The following is a 19,516-nucleotide window of genomic DNA, read 5'->3' on the forward strand; positions in this document are numbered from 1 at the left end:
CGGGGCTGCACTGGCCTTTACAGGCGCCCGGCCTCGCGGAACCAGGTTTCGACTTGCGCCCGGACATAGGTCCAGACCTCTGGCGCGCCGCGGCTGACTTTGCCGCCGACGCGGGCGTCGAGCTGCGGCAGGCTCACTTCATAATCGACCCAGCTGCCACCGCCGTTCAGCAGGTTCAAGAGCACCGGCTGAACCCGGTCTATGGATTTGGCAAATACGGCGTCCGGGCTTTCCGCGGCCTCGAACTCTTCCCAGATTACCCGCATGGGCGTGCCGTGATCCGGGGGCAGCAGGCCGAAGAGGCGGTCGGCGGCAGCAAGTTCCTCGGCAGCCAGGACGGCAAGGGCTGCGGGGTCAACCACCCCGTGGATCGGTGCATCGCCTGCATCGATCTCCACAAGGTCATGCAGCAGCAGCATCTGCAGCACCCGGTCGACTTCGACAATCCCGGTGCTGTGTTCCGACAGCACCCAGGCATAGAGCATGATATGCCAGCTGTGCTCCGCTGAGTTTTCATGCCGCGAGCCGTCGCCGAGCTTGGAGGCGCGGGTGACCAGCTTCAGCTTGTCTGCCTCATTGAGAAAGGGCAGGCGGGCGGTCAGGCGGCTGCAATCATAGCCGGTGTCCTCCCCCAGCAGCGACAGCGCGTGGTGGTAGGCTTCCGGCAGGTGCTGCTCCAGCGCGGCTGCGCGGCCGTCGAACAGGTTTTGCCGGACTACATCGATATGCCAGTCCAGAGGCCGGGCACCGTAAAGTGTCTGAAAGATCGGCTGGCAGTGGTCCACCCGCTTGGCAAATTGCGCGTCGGGGCTCTCGGCGGCTTCGAATTCGTGCCACAAGGCCAGGAACTCGGCGTCTTGATCCGCTGGCAGCAACCCGAACAGCCGCTGGGCGGCAGCCTGTTCCGCCTGTGCCACCGCGTGCCAGTCGACCTCATCGGTGATCGGGTGGTCGCCTGCATCGATCTCAACCAGATCGTGCAGCAGCAGCATGCGGATGGCGCGGAACACATCCACCTCTGGCGCAGCGAAAGGCGCCAGAACCAGAGCATAAAGCGCAAGGTGCCAGCTGTGTTCAGCCGAGTTCTCGCGGCGGCTGCAATCTAGGATCAGGTTCTGGCGCTCGACCCGGCGCAGCTTGTCAGCTTCCAGCAGAAAGGCGAACTGCGCTTCCAAGCGGGCGCTCACGCCTCACCCTTGGTGCTGAGCTGCGCCTGAAGCGCGGCGACTTTCTTGTTGAGAAAGTCACGCGCCTTGCGTTCCGCCAGACGCACGCGGATTTCAGTCAGAAACGCCTCTTCGAGCGACTGGGAGGCGGCACCAAGCACTTGGCCCACCTCCACATACAGCCGCTCTTCGCCGCTGGCGTCCTGAACCTTGAGAGTATCGACCGCCAGTTTTTGGGCCAGCGTTTCGATGGAGCTGCTCATCAGCGGGTATTCTCCGTCAGGCGGCGCTTCACGTAGTCGGTCACGGTGCCAATCATCGTGTCCATATGCGGCTCCTGGAAGAAGTGGTCCGCCCCCTCCACCTCGGTATGGGTGATGGTGATGCCCTTCTGCTCATGCAGCTTGCTGACCAGGCTTGCGGTGTCCGCGGGCGGCGCCACGCGGTCGGCGGTGCCGTTGATGATCAGTCCGGAGGACGGGCAGGGCGCCAGGAACGAGAAGTCATACATGTTTGCCGGCGGCGCAACCGAGATGAAGCCGGTGATTTCCGGGCGGCGCATCAAGAGCTGCATGCCGATCCAGGCGCCGAAGGAGAAGCCCGCAACCCAGCAATGCTTGGAGTTGGAGTTCATCGACTGCAGGTAATCCAGTGCCGAGGCAGCATCCGACAGCTCCCCCACGCCCTGGTCGTATTCGCCCTGGCTGCGGCCGACGCCGCGGAAGTTGAACCGCAGAACTGTGAAGCCCATGTTGTAGAACGCGTAGTGGAGGTTGTAGACTACCTTGTTGTTCATGGTGCCGCCAAACTGCGGATGCGGATGCAGCACGATGGCGATCGGGGCGTCTTTTTCTTTTTGCGGGTGGTAGCGGCCTTCGAGGCGGCCTTCGGGTCCAGGAAAAATGACCTCGGGCATGGGCGGTTAAAATCCTACTCTCGTTGTCGGGTCTGCCGGCAGCATACTTGACGGGTTTCGTCAGGCAACTTAGAACAGTTCTAATCAATGGCGCTGGCCTAGCCACACACCGTCAGGCTGAGATACGCACAGACGAGAGCAAGGTCAATGTTTTCGCACCGGCGCACAGGTTTCGAGAGGTGAATTATGAAGCTTTCCACCAAAGGGCGCTATGCGATGGTTGCGCTGGCAGATATCGCGCTGCAGCCGCAGGGTGATCTGGTGCCGCTGGGCGACATTTCCAAGCGTCAGGACATCTCGCTCCCTTACCTTGAACAGCTGTTCGTGAAGCTGCGCCGCGCCGGGCTGGTCGAGTCGGTGCGCGGCCCTGGCGGCGGTTACCGCCTTGCCATGCCGCCGTCAGAGGTGCGGGTGGTGGACGTGCTGTCGGCGGTCGATGAAACGGTAGATGCCATGCACAAGGGCGCAGGGGCGTCCGGCGCGTTGTCCGGCAGCCGCGCGCAATCGCTGACCAACCGCCTGTGGGAGGGGCTGAGCGCGCATGTCTATGTATTTCTGCACCAGACCCGCCTGTCGGATGTGATCAAGAATGACCTGGCGCCCTGCCCGGCGGTGCCCAGCCTGTTTGCCGTGGTGGATGACTGACGTGGCGGGCAAACAATCCGCATCCAACGGCCCGGGCGGGGCGTATTCCGCGCAAATCCCGCGTGGAAACTTTGCCAATTGCTGCAAGGCGGCTTATGAGACGGCAGCGATCTGCAAAAAGATGACTCTATGAAACGTGTTTACCTCGACCACAATGCCACTGCTCTGTTGCGCCCTGAGGCGAAGGCTGCGATGATTGCGGCGATGGAGGTTTGCGGCAACCCGTCGTCGGTGCATGCCGAGGGCCGGGCCGCCAAGGCTCTTGTCGAGAAAGCGCGGGCGCAGGTGGCCGCGGCATTTGGCGCGGATGGGGCAGATGTCGTGTTTACTTCCGGTTCCACCGAAGGCGCGGCGCTGGCTCTGGCCGGCCGCGGCCTTCATGGCGCGCCGGTGGAGCATGATGCAGTGCGCGCCTGGACTGAGGAGGACCTGCCGGTGACAGGCGACGGTGCGGTTCAGATCGGCGATCCCGCTCAGTCCACATTGCAGCTGGCAAATTCCGAAACCGGCATCGTGCAGGCGCTGCCGGAGGGGCTGGCGGTGACGGATGCGACCCAGGCCTTTGGAAAACTGCCGGTGGCGTTCAACTGGATTGGCGCCCAAATGGCGCTGATTTCGGCACACAAACTGGGTGGCCCGAAGGGCATCGGCGCCGTGGTGATGAAACGCGGCACCGATCTGCCGGCCCAGATCAAGGGCGGCGGCCAGGAAATGGGACGCCGGTCCGGCACCGAAAATGTCATTGGAATCGTAGGCTTCGGCGCCGCAGCTGAAGCGGCTGCAAAAGATCTGGCAAATGGTGTCTGGGACAGGGTTGCAGAACTTAGAAATATTCTAGAAAAGGCGCTTGTGTCTGGCGTAAGCCATACTATTTTTGTCGGGAAGGATCAGAAGCGGCTGCCGAACACCCTGTGTTTTGCAACGCCGGGCTGGAAGGGCGAAACCCAGGTCATGCAGATGGACCTTGCTGGCTTCGCGATCAGCGCCGGCAGCGCCTGTTCCAGCGGCAAGGTGCGCGCCAGCGCGGTGCTGACCGCAATGGGATATGAAGAGGCCACGGCACAAGGCGCGGTGCGCGTGTCGCTGGGGCCTCAGACGACGGAAGAAGATGTGCTGCGCTTTGCCGATGCGTGGCTGCAAAAAGAAAAGAAACATCGCGCCCGCGCGGCGTGAGTGAGGAGAAGACAATGGCCGCTTTGGACCAGACCCAAGTCAAGGAAGGTGTTGACCAGGAAACCGTGGACGCAGTCCGCGAGGTAGGCGGCGCTTACAAATACGGCTGGGAAACCGATATCGAGATGGAATACGCCCCCAAAGGGCTGACCCCGGATATCGTCCGGCTGATCTCGGAAAAGAACGAAGAGCCGGAATGGATGACCGAATGGCGGCTGGCGGCTTATGAACGGTGGCTCCAGAAGGAAGAGCCCGACTGGGCAATGGTCGACTACCCGGAGATCGACTTCCAGGACCAGTATTACTATGCCCGGCCCAAGTCGATGGAAGTGAAGCCCAAGTCGCTGGACGAGGTCGACCCCAAGCTGCTGGCGACCTACGAAAAGCTCGGCATCCCGTTGAAAGAGCAGATGATTCTGGCTGGAGTCGAAGGCGCGGGCGAGACCCCGGAAGAAGGCCGCAAGGTCGCGGTGGACGCGGTGTTCGACTCCGTCTCCGTGGGCACCACCTTCCAGAAAGAGCTGAAAGAAGCGGGTGTCATCTTCTGCTCGATCTCGGAAGCCATCAAAGAGCACCCGGAACTGGTGAAGAAATACCTGGGCTCTGTGGTCCCGGTGTCTGACAACTTCTACGCGACGCTGAACTCCGCCGTGTTCTCCGATGGCTCGTTCGTCTACGTGCCACCAGGCGTGCGGTGTCCGATGGAACTGTCGACCTATTTCCGCATCAACGCGGAAAACACCGGCCAGTTCGAGCGCACGTTGATCATCGCCGACAAGGGCTCCTATGTGAGCTACCTGGAAGGCTGCACCGCACCGCAGCGCGACACTTCGCAGTTGCATGCTGCGGTGGTGGAGATCATTGTCGAGGAAGACGCCGAGGTGAAATACTCGACCGTCCAGAACTGGTATCCGGGCGATGAGAACGGCAAAGGCGGCATCTACAACTTCGTGACCAAACGCGCTGACTGCCGCGGCGACCGCGCCAAGGTGATGTGGACCCAGGTCGAGACCGGCTCGGCCGTGACCTGGAAATACCCGTCCTGCATCTTGCGCGGCGACGACAGCCAGGGCGAATTCTACTCGATTGCGATCACCAACAACTACCAGCAGGCCGACACCGGCACGAAGATGGTGCATCTGGGCAAGAACACCAAATCCCGCATCGTGTCCAAGGGCATCTCCGCCGGCAAGGCGCAGAACACCTACCGCGGTCTGGTGTCGATGCACCCCAAGGCGAAGAACTCGCGCAACTACACCCAGTGTGACTCGCTGCTGATCGGCGACAAATGCGGCGCCCACACGGTTCCGTACATCGAGGTCAAGAACAACTCCTCCCGCGTGGAGCATGAGGCAACCACCTCGAAGGTGGACGACGACCAGCTGTTCTACTGCCGCCAGCGCGGCATGGATGAGGAAGAGGCGGTGGCCCTGGTGGTCAACGGCTTCTGCAAGGACGTGCTGCAGGCGCTGCCGATGGAGTTCGCCATGGAAGCCCAGCAGCTGGTTGCGATCTCGCTGGAAGGGTCTGTCGGCTGATGGCAGGCCCTTGGGCATCACCGCAAGGAGGCAAGAGCATGATCGTCACAACGACCAACAGCGTCGAAGGCTACCAGATCGCCGAATACAAAGGCATCGTGGTGGGCGAGGCGATCATGGGCGCCAATGTGGTGCGCGATGTTTTTGCCTCCATCACCGATATCGTCGGCGGCCGCTCAGGCGCTTATGAAAGCAAGCTGCAGGATGCGCGCGAAACCGCGCTGGCAGAGCTGGAAGACCGTGCCCGGGCCAAGGGCGCAAACGCCGTGGTGGGCGTAGATCTGGATTACGAAGTGGTCGGGCAATCCATGCTGATGGTCTCGGCCAGCGGCACCGCGGTGGTGCTGGGATAGGAATGAAACGGCCCCGGCGGGCCATGGGAATATCGCGGGCCGCAGGCCTGCAAGACATGTGAGACGAGGAAGAAAATGCTCGAAATCAAAAACCTGCACGTCAAACTGGAAGACGAGGAAAAGCAGATCCTGAAAGGCGTCGATCTGAAGGTCGAAGCCGGCAAGGTGCATGCCATCATGGGGCCGAACGGTTCGGGCAAATCCACCCTGTCCTATGTCCTGTCGGGCCGCGACGGTTACGAAGTGACCGAAGGCTCGGCAGAGCTGGAAGGCGAAGATATCCTGGAGATGGAGCCGGAAGAGCGCGCTGCGGCGGGCATGTTCCTGGCGTTCCAGTACCCGGTGGAAATCCCCGGCGTCGGCAATATGACTTTCCTGCGCACCGCGGTGAACGCGCAGCGCAAGGCCCGCGGCGAGGAAGAGCTGTCGGCCTCCGACTTCCTGAAGGAAGTGCGCGCCAAGGCGAAGACCCTGAAGATCGACGCCGAAATGCTGAAACGCCCGGTTAACGTCGGCTTCTCCGGCGGTGAGAAGAAGCGTAACGAGATCCTGCAGATGGCGATGCTGGAGCCGAAGCTGTGCATCCTGGACGAGACCGACTCCGGCCTCGACGTGGATGCGATGAAGCTGGTGGCCGAAGGCGTGAACGCTCTGCGCGACGAGGGCCGCGGCTTCCTGGTGATCACCCACTACCAGCGCCTGCTGGACCACATCAAACCGGACGTGGTGCACATCCTGGCAAACGGCCGAATCGTCAAGACCGGCGGCCCGGAGCTGGCGCTGGAAGTCGAGAACAACGGTTACGCCGGCATTCTGGCAGAGGAGGCGTAAATGGCCCTGGCCGAAGTCAAGCAAAGCGCAACCCAAGCGCGGCTGATGGCGCTGACCCTGCCGGAAAGCGGCTGCCTTAAGGCGGCCCGCCAGGCAGCGCTGTCCCGGGTGCAGACCATGGGCCTGCCGTCGCGCCGCGATGAATACTGGAAATACACCAAGCCAGACACCCTGGTGCAGGCTGAGGCACCCAAGGCGGCTGTGTTCCATGCTGAAGAAGATCCGATGTTCAACGCCTTTGAGCGCCTGAACATTGTCTTTGTGGATGGGGTGTTTGACGCCGAAGCCTCTGATGATCTGGACCTCGAAGGTCTGACCATCGACCGGATCGAGGATATCTGCTGTAAGGATATTCACTGGGCCAAGGACCTGTATGGCGTTCTCGAGGCGCGCGGCCAGACCCCGGTGGAACGCCCGCTGGCGGCGCTGAACACTGCCTTTGCCACGGATGGCGTGGCGATCCGGGTGACCGGCAAGGTCTCCAAACCGATCAACTTCACCTATGTGCATTCGGACGAAAACTCCGACGCGATCCTGCATCACGTGATCCGCGTGGAAAGCGGTGCCGAGGTGACGGTCCTGGAAAACGGCCCCGCTGCCTCACGCTTCAACAAGTGCATGGAGATCGACATTGCCGACGGCGGCAAGATGCATCTGGTGCGCGCCCAGGGCCGCGACCACGAGCGCCGCGCGGCGACTCATCTGTTTGCCCGTCTGGGCACAGAGTCGGTGTTCAAATCCTTCACGCTGACGGTGAACGGCGTGCTGACCCGCAACGAGGCGGTGATCGAGCTGACCGGCGATGACGCCGTGGCCCATATCGCAGGCGCCTGCGTCGGCGATGGCGACTTCCATCACGATGACACCGTGTTCATCACCCATGACGCGGTGAACTGCGAAAGCCGCCAGGTGTTCAAGAAGGTGCTGCGCAACGGTGCCACCGGCGTGTTCCAGGGCAAGATCCTGGTGAAGGAAGGCGCGCAAAAGACTGACGGATATCAGATTTCCCAGTCGCTGCTGCTGGACGACGACAGCCAGTTCCTGGCAAAGCCTGAGCTGGAGATCTACGCCGACGACGTGGCTTGCTCGCACGGGTCCACCTCCGGCGCCATCGAAGAGGAAGGCCTGTTCTACCTGCGTTCGCGCGGTGTGGACAAGGCGGATGCGACCGACCTCATGACGCTGGCCTTCCTGGCCGAAGCGGTTGACGAGATCGAGGATCCAGAGATCGCGGCCGACATCGTCTCCCGCCTCGAAGGCTGGCTGGCCCGGCGCCGCTGATGTCCGTCACCACGGATATCCCGGCGACCTACAGGGGGCCGCGCAAAGTTTTTGCGCGGCTTCTGAGCATGGGCGCCCGCGAGGACCGGCTGCTGGTGTTCCTGATTGCAGGCTGCGTGCTGACCTTTGTGGCGCAGATGCCGAAACTGGCGCGCGAGGCGCATCTGACCGGGCAGGAGCTGAACATGCTGCTGGGCGGATCACTGCTGGCGCTGGTCTTCATCGCGCCGCTGCTGCTGTATGTGCTGGCGCTGGTTGCCCATTGGATTGCGCGCGCCATGGGCGGGCAGGGCGATGCCTACCGTGCGCGGCTGGCTTTGTTCTGGGCTTTCCTGGCGGCCAGCCCGCTGATGCTGCTGAACGGTCTGGTGGCCGGTTTCATCGGACCCGGCGCGGCATTGAACCTGGTGGGGGCACTTTGGTGCGCCGTTTTCTTCTGGTTCTGGGTTTCCGGCATGGTCCAGGGCTATTGGGCCAAGCCATGAATGCGCTGGCCTCCTTTGCCCTGCTGACGCTGAGATCACCGCGTGATGCGGCGCAGCAGATCCTGGCCCGGGACTGGCCGAGGGAGGCCCTGTGGACCGCCTTCCTGCTGTCGGTGGTGCTGAACACCTGCGTCTACACCTTGCAGAAAATCCTGTTCCCTCTGCCGCCTGAGGTCCTGCTGCCGCGTTTCACGCCGGGCGTTTATTTCGCCATGGTGCTGATCCTGCAGCTCTGCTTCATCGCCATGCTGTCCTCAACCGGCCGTTGGCTGGGCGGGCAGGGCAATTTGCCCGCGCTGCTGGCCCTTGTCACCTGGCTGCAGCTGCTGCAGGCGGGGCTGAACGGTGCAATCGTGGTTGTGTTTCTGGTGATGCCTTCGCTGGCCGCACTGCTGAATATTGCGGCCAATATCGTTGTGTTCTTCATCCTCCTGCATTTCGTCAACGCGGCGCATCGCTTCGGCTCCGTCTGGCGCTCGCTCGGGGTGGTTTTGATGGCCAGCATGATCCTGGTCTTTGCCCTTCTCTTCATCGTGGGTCTGATCGGCCCAGCCAATCTGGGACTTCCCGACAATGTATGACCTGGAAAAAATCCGCGCCGACTTCCCGATCCTCTCGCGCGAGGTGAACGGCAAGCCGCTGACCTATTTCGACAACGGCGCATCAGCTCAGAAGCCGCAGGCGGTGATTGATGCGGTGACCAAAGCGTATGCTGAGGAATATTCCAACGTTCACCGCGGCTTGCACTTTCTTTCTAACCTGGCGACCGAAAAATATGAGGCCGTCCGCGGTATCATTTCCCGGTTCCTGAACGCGGGCGATGAAAACACCATCGTGCTGAACTCCGGCACCACCGAGGGCATCAACCTGGTTGCCTACGGCTGGGCGATGCCGCGATTCGAGGCCGGTGACGAGATTGTCCTGTCGGTGATGGAGCATCACGCCAACATCGTGCCCTGGCACTTCCTGCGCGAACGCCAGGGTGCGGTGCTGAAATGGGTCGATGTGGCCGATGACGGCAGCCTTGATCCGCAAAAGGTGATCGACGCGATTGGCCCCAAGACCAAACTGGTGGCCGTTACCCAGTGCTCCAACGTGCTGGGCACGGTTGTGGACGTGAAGGCGATAACCCAGGGCGCCCATGCCAAAGGCGTTCCGGTGCTGGTTGATGGTTCGCAAGGCGCGGTGCACATGCCGGTCGATGTGCAGGACATCGGCTGCGATTTCTATGCGATCACCGGCCACAAGCTCTATGGCCCCTCCGCGTCCGGCGCGATCTACATTAAGCCTGAGCGCATGGCCGAGATGCGCCCCTTCATCGGCGGCGGCGACATGATCAAAGAAGTCTCCAAGGAGCAGGTCATCTACAACGATCCGCCGATGAAGTTCGAGGCCGGCACGCCGGGCATCGTGCAGACCATCGGCCTGGGTGTGGCGCTGGAGTATATGATGGAGCTTGGCATGGAGAACATCGCTAGGCACGAGGGCGGCCTTCGCGACTATGCGATGGAGCGGCTGACCGGCCTGAACTGGATCAATGTGCAAGGGCAAGCTCCTGGAAAGGCAGCGATTTTCAGCTTCACCATGGAAGGTGCTGCACATGCGCATGACATCTCCACCATCCTTGACAAGAAAGGTGTCGCGGTGCGGGCTGGCCATCACTGCGCCGGGCCGCTGATGGATCACCTGGGGGTTTCCGCCACCTGCCGCGCGTCCTTTGGCCTCTACAACACCAAGGAAGAGGTCGACACGCTGATCAACGCGCTGGAACTGGCGCATGAACTGTTTGCGTGATCCCAGCCAATGACCAAATGAAAACGGCGCCCTTCGAGGCGCCGTTTCGCGTTTCAGGTTAGTGATTTAGCCTTGGATCTTATCCGGCCGCAGCGGGCAGGACAGGTAGACACCGAATTCCTTGCCGACATCACAGCTGACCCGCGCGTGCACCTTGCCCTGGCGGTCCAGGAACCGCTGGCTGTCCTCCACCGGGAAAATCCCTTCGTGCCAGATGTTCGGGTGGATGTAGAGCCCCTTGGAACCATCGCACCAGAAGGCCACAACCTTCTCCGGTTTCAGGTCATCGCCGGGCAGGGCTGCGGGAATGATGAAGGGCTTGTTGTCCAACGGATAGAACAGCTGTCCGCCGTCTGGATGATAGTTCATGTGCCACAGCAGCACCTGATCCCGCGGTGCGGTCTGCTGTTCCACCTTCGCCTGCTGCGGGTCGGTGGACCAGCCCAGCACATAGTTGCCGTTGACGGCTTCATTCTCGCCATAGAGCACATCGCCGTGCCAGTCGCCGCGGAAGGTGCCCTCAACCCAGCCTGCCTCATCACCGGTGCCCTCGTCGATCGGCCGCCAGCCCTGGGCGGGCCACTGCACGATTTCGATCTCGAAGTTTTCGGGATCCTCCACCAGGCAGCCATAGCCCTTGACGCTTTCTTCGGTCGCCCGGATCAGCGGTACCTCACGCCAGGGCAGCGAGGGTTTTGAGCTGGCTTCAAAGATATATTCAGGCGCGCTCATGCTTTGGCCCCCATGTGCTTGTCCACCATCCGCTGCACCATCGGCGCAAAGTGCCAATAGTCCGGTGTTTCCATGTCCGCCCGCTTGCCAGCCTCATCCAGATAACGCACCGCGATGATTTGCTTGAGGTTCGGGTTCTTCTCGAACTCCGCCACCTCCTCGGCTTTCATGGGCCCGCCTTGCAGGTTCAGCGAATGGATGGAAGCCTCTGACAAACGGTTGAAATACTCCGGCTTGGTGGCGCAGAGATAGCGCTTGGCGGCCACATGATAGCGCACGCAGTCGGTGATCACCGAGGGGAGGAACTGTTCCAGAACTTCAGCCCCGGCTTCTTCGTGAAAGCGGTCCTCTGTGTCGTCCATCGAGAAGGTTCCGAATTCGCTGGTGAAATGGCCGATATCGTGGAGCAGCGCCCCCACGATAATCTCTTCCGGCTGGCCGTTCTGCTCGGCGATTGTGGCGCCTTGCAGCATGTGTTCGGCCATGGTGACCGGCTCGCCCAGGTATTCCTCGTCGCCGCGGCGGTCGAAGATGCCGCCGATGAATTCGACGATGTTATCGCGGTTCAGCTTGCTGACGTCCGGCTTGCTCATGGATCAACCCTCCAATTGCGCGTTCAGCACATTCAGGGTCGACAAAAGCCCGTCCTTGTCGGCGTAGCAGCCCTGCAGCCAGCGCGAGCCGGAACCGGAGTAGCCCAGGCGCGCATGCATCACTCGGGTGTTGTCGACGATGAAGCTCTCGCCCGGCTCCAGCTTGAAGGAAACCCCCATGTCCGGATCGTCGATGAACTCGCCCAGTCGGCGGTAGGCGGCGTAATAGGCCTCCATCTTGTCAAACGGGATGTCGGCAAACGGCGCCGAGGAGCGGTTGTTGAAGCGCATCCCGATCATTTCGCCATCGGGCGCCAGTTCAATCATCGGTCGGCGCGAACGCAGATGTACCCCATCGGAGCCCTTGTATTCAAACCGGGCCGGATAGCCCGCCAGCAGCGCAAACCCCTCCGGGTTCTCAGCGCGCAGGCGCTCAGCAGCGCGGAAGCCGTCCACCACGATGCTCTCGCCGCCTTCAGCTGAGTTTTCCAGGCAGTACAGGATTTGCAGCGACGGCACCGGATCGCGGTAGGGGTTGTCAGTATGCGCCTGCAAGCCCAGGCCGGTATAGGCCAGGTTGGTCGGGTTCACCTCGGTGCGGACCTCGAAATACTTGCCATAGTTGGTTTCACGCACAAAGCCGAACATCTCAGCACAATCGATCAAAGCACCTTCCTTGACCGGGCCGTTCACCAGCTTTGCAAAACCGAGGCGGGCAATGGCATCCAGCCAGTCCCGCTTGGCCTGCGCGGAGGTCTGCACCTCCTCCCAGTCGAAGGTTGGCGCCGGCTGGTTGCTGTTCCAGGTTTCAATGCCCGGCGCCATGCGGCCGGATTCGCGAGATTGATCAATGTCATAGGCGTGGGTCTTCAACCACGTGCCCGGGAAGGTGACGGTCTTGCCTTCGGGTGCGAAAGTGACAGTCAGGGAACCCTCTTCCACCAGCGCCGTGCTGATCCGGGTATCGGCGGGAATGTCGCCGATGGTAATCAGCCGCTGGCCATTGCCCGGGGCGCGGGTTTCGGGGTCCAGTGCATTGTCGCGCAGCCAGATTGCATGGAAGCGGTTCTCGCTGCCATCTTCGAATGTCAGGGTAAGAAAGCTGCCGGATGCGTCGGCGGTTACGGAACGGGGCATTGGGGTTTCTCCGGTTGGCCTGGTTCTTTCTTGCCTTGCTACCGCTGCTGAGCCATCAAGAGAACGACGGAAATCGGGGTTTGAGAGTTAGGTTTTCTAATGTCAAAGAAGGTCACCAAGCAGGGGTTGCCGCCGCTGGACTGGCTCAAGGTCTTCGAAGCTGCGGGGCGCCACGGCAGTTTTACCGCTGCAGCAGAGGAATTCGGTGCTACCCAGGCCGCGGTCAGCCAGCGGATCCGAAACCTGGAGGCCTGGCTGGGACGGCAACTGTTCATTCGGTCCGCCCGAGGTGTGTCGCTGACAGTGGACGGTGAAAGCTACCTGCCGCTGGTGCATGATTCCCTGCGCGCGCTGGAGCAGGGAACGGAAAACCTGTTCGGGCACAGTGTGCGGGAACTGCGTATTGCTGCACAGCCTTCGCATTTGGAAATGCTTTTGCTGCCGCGCCTTACAGCGTTTTCCGAAAGTCATGCGCAGTTGCGGCTGGTACTTGAAACAGTACCCAAACGGCAGGATTTCGATGCCGCGGATGGGGCACTGCACATTCGCTACGGACGGGGCAACTGGCAAGGGCGTGACGGTGTCTTGCTGGCAAATGAAGTGCTTCAGCCTATGGCTGCCCCGGACTGCACTGATGACTGGCGCAACTTGCCGGCAATTGAATTGCGCGGGGAACGTCCGGGCTGGGCTGAATGGGCGCGCGTAACGGGGCAGGATGCGCCGGCACTCGGACAGGTCTCTGCCGATTCCATGGCCCATGCGCTGCTGGCAGCGCGGCTGGGAATGGGGGTTGTTCTGGGCTCCCGCGCTCTGGCTTCCAATCTGCTGCAGACCGGGCAATTAGTCTGTCTGCCTGCACCGGAATTGGACACAATCGACGGATACTGGCTGACCTGGCCGCCAAGCCTAGGAAAGACCAAGCGGCAAAGCGAAATTTTGGTAGCCCTGACCGCCGCGCTTCAGTGTTGATTTCAGCCGGGCGGGGGGTAACTTCAGCAGTGAAATTACGTTGGGTACTCACCGGTCCGGGCAAAATAGGCATCCAGTACCGGACGGGCGCCGCGCTTGCCTAGGAACTTGAAGCCAATCCTGACATCCTTGCGCCACCGGGTGTGAACTTCAAACTCGCCGATTTCATGAATTGTGACAGATTTCAACTCTGCCAGGGCGAAGGTGTTCTGCCCTTCAGGAAGGCGCACAGCAAAACCGCTGTAGCTGATGTTGTAAACTGTGGCTTCCAGCTCTGATCCGGACAAGTTGATAGTGCAGGGCAAATTCAGGCGAAGCCGGGGTTCCGTCGGCTCCGCTGCCCGAAAGATTGAGTTGGAATGTACCATTCTGCCTCGCTATCCACGTCGTGAAGTATAGGCAGTGTTGTTAACACGACGCTCTTTAAGAAGCCTTAAAACAGCCAGTCTTTTGGGTAATTTAGAAGGGAAAATGGCGCACCTGAGAGGATTCGAACCTCTGGCCTCTGCCTTCGGAGGGCAGCGCTCTATCCAGCTGAGCTACAGGTGCGTTGTTAAGCCGGGGTATACCCGCGCTTGGTTGCCTCTGCAACGGGAAAAACTGCCTGTTTCCAATTTCCTGAGCGCAGGCGAAAAACAAAAGCCCAGTCAGTTACCCTGGAAACGAAAAAGCCTGCACCAGGTGTGCAGGCTTGCGTTCTTGCAATGGTTGGTGGCGTCAGCCGCGCCATGTGCGGACGACACCGCAATCCATATGCACAAAATTCGAACGATGGTATTTACCAACTCCGCCAGCGTGGCAGGCTTCGGCAGCCTGCGCCATTTGGGATACCGACCGGGATGCCAGGCGAAGGTCGGCAGCCTGGCCGCGCATGTGCAGCGAGTTTTTTGCGACCCCGCGCGAGCGGCTGCGCAGCATGGCATTGGTTTTCGGGCTGCGGTATCCGGACAGCAGCATGTAGGGCTCGTTCACATCCAGCAGATTGTGCGAGGCGGCCATGATGTCGATGGTGCGCAGGTCGATGCTCTTAACGTCGTCGGTGCGCCAGTCACGCATGAAATGATTGATTTCCTTGACTGCATCTTTGATGTAGTCGCCGTCGATCCAGTACACCATGTCCAGGCGTTCACCGGTGCGCCCCGAATACATGCGGATGCGACGGATATCACCGCCACCGCGAAGGAAGCCTGCTGCATTGGAGAAAGTCGGGGCTGCTGCCACTGCGGTTGCCGCAAACACACCCAAAAGAGAACGCCGGGAAATCCCCGTGCCCGTGGTTTTTGCCATTGTCACTGCGCCGTCCCGTACGCTTTTAGTCCTGCCTAGTCGCCCGATGTTACGGGCTCGCTAACACTTTAGGTTAACGTGCGGCATGTATGGCACAGTGAGAATCCTGATCCAACATTTCTTTACCGCGCTGTAACGGATAGACTGGTTTTCGGCGAAATTTTGCGCATTAGGGGAGGGGGAGGGAACTTTTCCCCGCGACTGTTGCAGCCGGGTTTCATAGACGCGGCATTGCTGCACCAAGGCTGACTTTTCGCAATTGTGAATGGACAACAGCGGCTGGCATTTACCAGAATTTCAGGTAGGCACTGCCAGAATTGACAAAAATCGGCGCAAGGACCGGAAATTATGATGCGTGCTTCTGCAGGAAACTTCTTGCCAGGGATCAAGGCCGGGCTGTTCGCCTTGGCACTGGGCGGCTTGGCCGCCGGGAGTGTTCCCGGTTCAGCACAGGCTGAAGTTTCGGCAGCCTTCCGCCAAGCGGTTGCTGAGGCGGCCTTTGGCAGCGAGGCGGTTGCGAAGTTCTACCGCGAAAACGGCTATGAGGCGATCTGGACCGGTCAGGGTGAAGCGTCGCGCCAGCGCCGTAATGCATTACTGGCGGCCTTGAATGAAACCCAGGCCCACGGTCTGCCGGACCGCTCAGCCGAAGTTGCCGCGCTGATGCAGCAAATGCGCGACGTACAGACCACCCGTGACGTCGGCAATGTCGAGGCCGCGCTGAGCCAGGCTTTGGTAGAATACGCCACCGATCTTCAGACCGGGCTGCTGGTGCCGTCGCAGATCGACGCCGGCATGGTGCGCAAGAAGCATACCGTTGACGGGGCCAGTTTCCTGGCCGGGATCCGCGACACCCAGCCCTATGCCTATATGCGCAGCCTGGTTCCGGCATCGCCGCAGTACCGCGGCCTGATGCGCGAGAAGCTGCGGCTGGAGCAGGTGATGGCGGCAGGCGGCTGGGGGGCGGCTGTGAACGCCAAGAAGCTTGAACGGGGCGATCAGAGCCAGGCCGTCATTACGCTGCGCAACCGGCTGATGCTGATGGGCTACCTGCCGCGCAGCGCCGCGCGAACCTACGATGCCGCGCTGGAGAAGGCTGTGCAGAGCTTCCAGTCCGATCACGGCCTGGAAACCGATGGCGTGGCCGGCCCCGGCACGATTGATGAGATCAACAAGCCGGTCAGCGCGCGCCTGAAGTCTGTCATTATCGCGATGGAGCGGGAGCGCTGGCTGACGCCGGAGCGCGGAGAGCGGCATATTCTGGTCAACCAGACCGACTTCACCGCCAAAATCGTCGACAACGGCGATGTGACCTTCGAGACCCGCTCGGTCATCGGCAAAAACACCCACGACCGCCGCAGCCCGGAATTCTCTGACGAGATGGAGCATATGGTGATCAACCCGAGCTGGTATGTGCCGCGCTCGATCATCACCAAGGAATACCTGCCCAAGCTGCAGAGCAACCCCAACGCCGTCGGCCACATCCAGATCACCGACCGGCGCGGCCGAGTGGTGAACCGCAGTTCGGCAGATTTCTCGCAGTATACCGCGCGGAACTTCCCTTATTCCATGCGCCAGCCCCCCAGCCGCAGCAATGCGCTGGGTCTGGTCAAGTTCATGTTCCCCAACAAATACAACATCTATCTGCACGACACCCCGCAGAAGAGCCTGTTTGCCCGCGAAGTGCGCGCCTTCTCGCATGGCTGCATCCGCCTGGCCCAGCCGTTTGAGTTTGCCTATGCGCTGCTGGCGAAGCAAACCGAGAACCCCAAGGATTTCTTCCACCGAATCCTGAAGTCGGGCAAGGAAACCAAGGTCGAACTGGAGCAGAAAGTGCCGGTGCATATCATCTACCGGACCGCCGTGGTGTCCGGCAAAGGCCGTGCCGAGTTCCGCCGCGATGTCTATGGCCGTGACGCCAAGGTCTGGGCCGCGCTGGAACGGGCAGGGGTGGTGCTGCCCAGTTTTCAGGGGTAAATGTCAGGCCCATACAGGATATTCTGAAAGGGCCTGCCATGTTCACAATCCGCCAGATCGCTGAATCCCTTGGTGCCGAGGCCCAGGGCGACCTGGACTTGCAAATCGCAGGCGCAGCCGAACCGCAGGATGCCGGTGCGGAGCAGATCGCCATGGCGATGGCGCCGAAATACGCCGATGGCCTGAAAGAGGGCCAGGCGCAGGCTGCCATCCTGTGGGATGGCGCGGATTGGGAATCCTTTGGCCTGAAGGCCGCCATTTTTGCACCGCGCCCGCGGATGACCATGTCGGGTGTGACGGCTATGCTGGACCGCGGCCAAGGGTTCGGTGACGGCATCCACCCGTCCGCTGTGATTGACCCCACCGCCGAACTGGACGAGGGCGTTTCGGTCGGGCCGCTCTCCATTGTCGCTGCCGGCGCGAAGATCGGCGCCCGCTCGGTGATAGGCCCGCATTGCTATGTCGGTGCCGAGGCTGTGATCGGCGAGGATGCGCATCTGCGTGAGATGGTTTCGATCGGCGCCCGCGCCACCATCGGCAACCGCTTCCGCGCCCAGCCCGGCGCGCGCGTCGGCGGCGATGGCTTTTCCTATGTCACACCTGAGGTCTCCGGCGCCGAAAATGCGCGCAAGACCATGGGCGACCAGGGCGAGGCCAAGGCGCAATCCTGGGTCCGCATCCACTCTCTGGGCGCCGTAACCATCGGCGATGACGTCGAACTCGGCTCCAACTGCACCATCGACAACGGCACCATCCGCGACACCGTGATCGGCAATGGCAGCAAGCTCGACAACCTTGTGCACGTTGGCCACAACACCCGTGTCGGCAACGACTGCCTGCTCTGCGGCCAGACCGGTGTGTCCGGTTCCGTCGATATCGGCAACAACGTGGTTCTGGGCGGCCAAACCGGGGTGGTCGACAATATCTTCATCGGCGACGGTGTGATTTCCGGCGGCGGCACCAAGATCCTGTCCAATGTGCCCGCAGGCCGCGTCATCATGGGCTACCCAGGAGTCAAGATGGAAACCCACACCGAGATGTACAAAGCACAGCGCCGGCTGCCTCGTTTGATGCGTGACATCGAATTGTTAAAAAAGGCTGTTTTCAAGTAACCGTCGAATACCTACATCAGCTTCAGGCAGTAAATCGGGGATCCTTATATGAGCACGCAGGACAAGGTCATTGCAATCATTGCCGAACAGGCGGTTCTGGAACCGTCTGATGTGACCCTCGACAGCACATTGGAAGACCTCGGCATCGACAGCTTGGGCCTGGTCGAAAGCATCTTTGCGATCGAGGAAGAGTTCGACATTTCGATTCCGTTCAACGCCAATGAACCCGAGAAGAGCGATTTTGACATTTCCAACGTCGCGGCCATCATCGCCGGGATCGACAAGCTGGTTCTGGAAAAAGCGTAAGCCGGTATGAAGCGCGTTGTCATCACCGGGGCAGGAACCATCAATGCCCTGGGCCATTCGGTGCCCGAAACGCTGAATGCCATGCGCGAAGGGCGCTGCGGGATCGGTGAGCTGGAGTTCCGTGATGTGGAGCGGCTGGCGATCAAGATCGGCGGCCAGGTCCGCGGGTTCGAGGCAGAAGGCCGTTTCAACCGGCAGCAGTTGAGCCTGTATGACCGGTTCACCCAGTTCACCCTGACCGCAGCCAAGGAGGCCATCGGTCAGTCCGGCCTGGAATTCCACGGCGAGCTGTCGGCCAAGGCCGGTGTCGTTCTCGGCAATTCCGGCGGCGGTATGCAGACGCTGGATGAAAATTACCGCAGCGTCTACGAGGATGGCAAAAACCGGGTGCATCCCTTTGTGGTCCCGAAGCTGATGAACAATGCAGCAGCCGGCCATGTGTCGATGCAGTTCAATCTCAAGGGTCCCAGTTTCACCGTCTCCACTGCCTGTGCGTCCTCCAATCACGCAATGGCGCAGGCGTTCCAGATGGTGCGCTCGGGCATGAGCCCGGTGATGATCACGGGAGGTTCGGAATCCATGTTGTGCTTCGGCGGGGTCAAGGCCTGGGAAGGCCTGCGGGTGATGTCCAAGGACGCCTGCCGTCCGTTCAGCGCCAACCGCAATGGCATGGTGCAGGGTGAAGGTGCTGGCATCTTTGTGTTCGAGGAATATGAGCACGCCAGGGCGCGCGGCGCAGAAATCCTCTGTGAAATCATTGGCTTCGCCATGTCATCGGATGCTGCCGACATCGTGATGCCCAGCAAGCAGGGGGCCGCGCGGGCCATCGCGGGCGCGCTGCAGGACGCCAGAGTCGACCCCTCGGAGGTCGGCTACATCAATGCGCACGGCACCGGCACCGCTGCCAATGACAAGACCGAATGCGCCGCGGTTGCGGATGTGTTCGGGCCGCACGCCGACAATCTGATGATCTCCTCCACTAAATCGATGCATGGCCACCTGATCGGCGGCACCGGCGCGGTGGAGCTTCTGGCCTGCATCATGGCGCTGCGCGACGGGGTGATTGCCCCGACCATCGGCTATGACGAACCGGATCCGGAATGCGCGCTGGATGTGGTTCCGAATGAGGCGCGCGAGGCGAAGGTTGACGTCGCCTTGTCCAATGCCTTTGCCTTTGGCGGGCTGAACGCAGTGCTGGCGCTGCGCAGGGTTTGACGGCCC

At 61.2% G+C, this 19,516-nt stretch carries 22 protein-coding genes and 1 tRNA gene; 14 read left to right on the plus strand and 9 right to left on the minus strand.

What is annotated here, in order from left to right; genetic code table 11:
- Positions 1 to 17 precede the first annotated feature (17 nt).
- Genes AC58NV_RS01670 through AC58NV_RS01680 form a run of 3 tightly spaced genes read right to left on the minus strand, consistent with a single transcriptional unit; the run spans position 18 to position 2,082 of the window.
- Positions 18 to 1,187 (minus strand): HD domain-containing protein, encoded by a 1,170-nt coding sequence (locus tag AC58NV_RS01670; protein ID WP_497225596.1) that lies wholly within the window; start codon positions 1,185 to 1,187, stop codon positions 18 to 20.
- A complete protein-coding gene (locus AC58NV_RS01675; protein ID WP_497225597.1) occupies positions 1,184 to 1,429 on the minus strand; it encodes a hypothetical protein in 246 nt (81 codons plus the stop codon). The genes AC58NV_RS01670 and AC58NV_RS01675 overlap by 4 nt, the downstream gene beginning before the upstream one ends.
- On the minus strand, positions 1,429 to 2,082 hold the full coding sequence (locus AC58NV_RS01680) for an alpha/beta hydrolase (RefSeq protein WP_366661836.1): 654 nt from the start codon (positions 2,080 to 2,082) through the stop codon (positions 1,429 to 1,431). The genes AC58NV_RS01675 and AC58NV_RS01680 overlap by 1 nt, the downstream gene beginning before the upstream one ends.
- A 186-nt stretch (positions 2,083 to 2,268) precedes the next feature.
- On the opposite strand from AC58NV_RS01680, the gene iscR reads away from it, so the two are divergent.
- From iscR to AC58NV_RS01725, 9 genes are all read left to right on the plus strand, one after another.
- Entirely contained in the window at positions 2,269 to 2,727 is a 459-nt protein-coding gene (iscR, locus tag AC58NV_RS01685; RefSeq protein ID WP_019296280.1) for a Fe-S cluster assembly transcriptional regulator IscR, read from the plus strand.
- A gap of 129 nt (positions 2,728 to 2,856) precedes the next feature.
- A complete protein-coding gene (locus tag AC58NV_RS01690; protein ID WP_497225598.1) occupies positions 2,857 to 3,900 on the plus strand; it encodes a cysteine desulfurase family protein in 1,044 nt (347 codons plus the stop codon).
- Positions 3,901 to 3,914: 14 nt separating this feature from the next.
- On the plus strand, positions 3,915 to 5,438 hold the full coding sequence (gene sufB, locus AC58NV_RS01695; protein WP_174147001.1) for a Fe-S cluster assembly protein SufB: 1,524 nt from the start codon (positions 3,915 to 3,917) through the stop codon (positions 5,436 to 5,438).
- Between the two features lie 38 nt (positions 5,439 to 5,476).
- Entirely contained in the window at positions 5,477 to 5,791 is a 315-nt protein-coding gene (locus AC58NV_RS01700; RefSeq protein WP_039123659.1) for a YbjQ family protein, read from the plus strand.
- 75 nt (positions 5,792 to 5,866) lie between these two features.
- Positions 5,867 to 6,622, plus strand: a complete 756-nt coding sequence (sufC, locus tag AC58NV_RS01705; protein ID WP_497225599.1) for a Fe-S cluster assembly ATPase SufC — start codon at positions 5,867 to 5,869, stop codon at positions 6,620 to 6,622.
- Positions 6,623 to 7,903, plus strand: coding sequence for a Fe-S cluster assembly protein SufD (gene sufD / locus AC58NV_RS01710; RefSeq protein WP_497225600.1), 1,281 nt, complete (start codon positions 6,623 to 6,625; stop codon positions 7,901 to 7,903).
- The gene (locus AC58NV_RS01715; protein ID WP_174146997.1) at positions 7,903 to 8,388 is read left to right on the plus strand and encodes a YIP1 family protein; all 486 of its coding nucleotides are present in this window, start codon (positions 7,903 to 7,905) and stop codon (positions 8,386 to 8,388) included. Before sufD ends, AC58NV_RS01715 begins: the two co-directional genes overlap by 1 nt.
- Complete coding sequence (locus tag AC58NV_RS01720) at positions 8,385 to 8,969, plus strand: YIP1 family protein (RefSeq protein ID WP_497225601.1); 585 nt, start codon at positions 8,385 to 8,387, stop codon at positions 8,967 to 8,969. The genes AC58NV_RS01715 and AC58NV_RS01720 overlap by 4 nt, the downstream gene beginning before the upstream one ends.
- The gene (locus tag AC58NV_RS01725; RefSeq protein ID WP_497225602.1) at positions 8,962 to 10,182 is read left to right on the plus strand and encodes a cysteine desulfurase; all 1,221 of its coding nucleotides are present in this window, start codon (positions 8,962 to 8,964) and stop codon (positions 10,180 to 10,182) included. The genes AC58NV_RS01720 and AC58NV_RS01725 overlap by 8 nt, the downstream gene beginning before the upstream one ends.
- Positions 10,183 to 10,248: 66 nt before the next feature.
- Here AC58NV_RS01725 and AC58NV_RS01730 read toward each other — a convergent pair whose 3' ends face one another.
- From AC58NV_RS01730 to tmpA, 3 genes are read right to left on the minus strand one after another with little or no spacing between them, the layout of a single operon-like run.
- Positions 10,249 to 10,914 (minus strand): ureidoglycolate lyase, encoded by a 666-nt coding sequence (locus AC58NV_RS01730; protein ID WP_497225603.1) that lies wholly within the window; start codon positions 10,912 to 10,914, stop codon positions 10,249 to 10,251.
- On the minus strand, positions 10,911 to 11,507 hold the full coding sequence (tmpB, locus tag AC58NV_RS01735; protein WP_497225604.1) for a (R)-1-hydroxy-2-trimethylaminoethylphosphonate oxygenase: 597 nt from the start codon (positions 11,505 to 11,507) through the stop codon (positions 10,911 to 10,913). Before tmpB ends, AC58NV_RS01730 begins: the two co-directional genes overlap by 4 nt.
- A gap of 3 nt (positions 11,508 to 11,510) precedes the next feature.
- Positions 11,511 to 12,644 carry a 2-trimethylaminoethylphosphonate dioxygenase gene (gene tmpA / locus AC58NV_RS01740; protein WP_497225605.1) on the minus strand — a complete coding sequence of 378 codons (1,134 nt, stop codon included), beginning with the start codon at positions 12,642 to 12,644 and terminating at the stop codon, positions 11,511 to 11,513.
- Positions 12,645 to 12,743: 99 nt separating this feature from the next.
- On the opposite strand from tmpA, the gene AC58NV_RS01745 reads away from it, so the two are divergent.
- Positions 12,744 to 13,613: a LysR family transcriptional regulator gene (locus tag AC58NV_RS01745; RefSeq protein ID WP_497225606.1), complete on the plus strand. Its 870-nt coding sequence runs from the start codon at positions 12,744 to 12,746 to the stop codon at positions 13,611 to 13,613.
- 35 nt (positions 13,614 to 13,648) lie between these two features.
- On the opposite strand, the gene AC58NV_RS01750 is transcribed toward AC58NV_RS01745, so the two are convergent.
- The 3 genes from AC58NV_RS01750 to mepK form a co-directional block, all read right to left on the minus strand.
- Positions 13,649 to 13,981, minus strand: coding sequence for a PilZ domain-containing protein (locus AC58NV_RS01750; RefSeq protein ID WP_497225607.1), 333 nt, complete (start codon positions 13,979 to 13,981; stop codon positions 13,649 to 13,651).
- A 104-nt stretch (positions 13,982 to 14,085) separates the two neighbouring features.
- A tRNA-Arg gene (locus tag AC58NV_RS01755) sits at positions 14,086 to 14,162 on the minus strand.
- A gap of 168 nt (positions 14,163 to 14,330) precedes the next feature.
- Positions 14,331 to 14,900: a peptidoglycan L,D-endopeptidase MepK gene (gene mepK, locus AC58NV_RS01760; RefSeq protein WP_497225608.1), complete on the minus strand. Its 570-nt coding sequence runs from the start codon at positions 14,898 to 14,900 to the stop codon at positions 14,331 to 14,333.
- Between the two features lie 348 nt (positions 14,901 to 15,248).
- On the opposite strand from mepK, the gene AC58NV_RS01765 reads away from it, so the two are divergent.
- From AC58NV_RS01765 to AC58NV_RS01780, 4 genes are read left to right on the plus strand one after another with little or no spacing between them, the layout of a single operon-like run.
- Positions 15,249 to 16,877, plus strand: coding sequence for a L,D-transpeptidase family protein (locus AC58NV_RS01765; protein WP_497225609.1), 1,629 nt, complete (start codon positions 15,249 to 15,251; stop codon positions 16,875 to 16,877).
- 38 nt (positions 16,878 to 16,915) lie between these two features.
- Entirely contained in the window at positions 16,916 to 17,989 is a 1,074-nt protein-coding gene (gene lpxD, locus AC58NV_RS01770) for a UDP-3-O-(3-hydroxymyristoyl)glucosamine N-acyltransferase (protein WP_497225610.1), read from the plus strand.
- Between the two features lie 48 nt (positions 17,990 to 18,037).
- Positions 18,038 to 18,295, plus strand: coding sequence for an acyl carrier protein (locus tag AC58NV_RS01775; RefSeq protein WP_366661850.1), 258 nt, complete (start codon positions 18,038 to 18,040; stop codon positions 18,293 to 18,295).
- Between the two features lie 6 nt (positions 18,296 to 18,301).
- Positions 18,302 to 19,510: a beta-ketoacyl-[acyl-carrier-protein] synthase family protein gene (locus tag AC58NV_RS01780; RefSeq protein ID WP_497225611.1), complete on the plus strand. Its 1,209-nt coding sequence runs from the start codon at positions 18,302 to 18,304 to the stop codon at positions 19,508 to 19,510.
- Positions 19,511 to 19,516 lie beyond the last annotated feature (6 nt).

It is taken from the genome of Leisingera sp. ANG49 (genome assembly GCF_059694505.1).

Bases quoted from the DNA above. Each gene is read 5' to 3' on its own strand.
- AC58NV_RS01730 (WP_497225603.1), bottom strand. From the start codon at position 10,914: ATGAGCGCGCCTGAATATATCTTTGAAGCCAGCTCAAAACCCTCGCTG.
- sufC (WP_497225599.1), top strand. From the start codon at position 5,867: ATGCTCGAAATCAAAAACCTGCACGTCAAACTGGAAGACGAGGAAAAG.
- AC58NV_RS01720 (WP_497225601.1), top strand. From the start codon at position 8,385: ATGAATGCGCTGGCCTCCTTTGCCCTGCTGACGCTGAGATCACCGCGT.
- AC58NV_RS01780 (WP_497225611.1), top strand. From the start codon at position 18,302: ATGAAGCGCGTTGTCATCACCGGGGCAGGAACCATCAATGCCCTGGGC.
- AC58NV_RS01750 (WP_497225607.1), bottom strand. From the start codon at position 13,981: ATGGTACATTCCAACTCAATCTTTCGGGCAGCGGAGCCGACGGAACCC.
- AC58NV_RS01715 (WP_174146997.1), top strand. From the start codon at position 7,903: ATGTCCGTCACCACGGATATCCCGGCGACCTACAGGGGGCCGCGCAAA.
- AC58NV_RS01745 (WP_497225606.1), top strand. From the start codon at position 12,744: ATGTCAAAGAAGGTCACCAAGCAGGGGTTGCCGCCGCTGGACTGGCTC.
- AC58NV_RS01725 (WP_497225602.1), top strand. From the start codon at position 8,962: ATGTATGACCTGGAAAAAATCCGCGCCGACTTCCCGATCCTCTCGCGC.
- AC58NV_RS01675 (WP_497225597.1), bottom strand. From the start codon at position 1,429: ATGAGCAGCTCCATCGAAACGCTGGCCCAAAAACTGGCGGTCGATACT.
- tmpA (WP_497225605.1), bottom strand. From the start codon at position 12,644: ATGCCCCGTTCCGTAACCGCCGACGCATCCGGCAGCTTTCTTACCCTG.
- mepK (WP_497225608.1), bottom strand. From the start codon at position 14,900: ATGGCAAAAACCACGGGCACGGGGATTTCCCGGCGTTCTCTTTTGGGT.
- tmpB (WP_497225604.1), bottom strand. From the start codon at position 11,507: ATGAGCAAGCCGGACGTCAGCAAGCTGAACCGCGATAACATCGTCGAA.
- iscR (WP_019296280.1), top strand. From the start codon at position 2,269: ATGAAGCTTTCCACCAAAGGGCGCTATGCGATGGTTGCGCTGGCAGAT.
- lpxD (WP_497225610.1), top strand. From the start codon at position 16,916: ATGTTCACAATCCGCCAGATCGCTGAATCCCTTGGTGCCGAGGCCCAG.
- sufB (WP_174147001.1), top strand. From the start codon at position 3,915: ATGGCCGCTTTGGACCAGACCCAAGTCAAGGAAGGTGTTGACCAGGAA.
- AC58NV_RS01700 (WP_039123659.1), top strand. From the start codon at position 5,477: ATGATCGTCACAACGACCAACAGCGTCGAAGGCTACCAGATCGCCGAA.
- AC58NV_RS01690 (WP_497225598.1), top strand. From the start codon at position 2,857: ATGAAACGTGTTTACCTCGACCACAATGCCACTGCTCTGTTGCGCCCT.
- AC58NV_RS01680 (WP_366661836.1), bottom strand. From the start codon at position 2,082: ATGCCCGAGGTCATTTTTCCTGGACCCGAAGGCCGCCTCGAAGGCCGC.
- sufD (WP_497225600.1), top strand. From the start codon at position 6,623: ATGGCCCTGGCCGAAGTCAAGCAAAGCGCAACCCAAGCGCGGCTGATG.
- AC58NV_RS01775 (WP_366661850.1), top strand. From the start codon at position 18,038: ATGAGCACGCAGGACAAGGTCATTGCAATCATTGCCGAACAGGCGGTT.
- AC58NV_RS01765 (WP_497225609.1), top strand. From the start codon at position 15,249: ATGATGCGTGCTTCTGCAGGAAACTTCTTGCCAGGGATCAAGGCCGGG.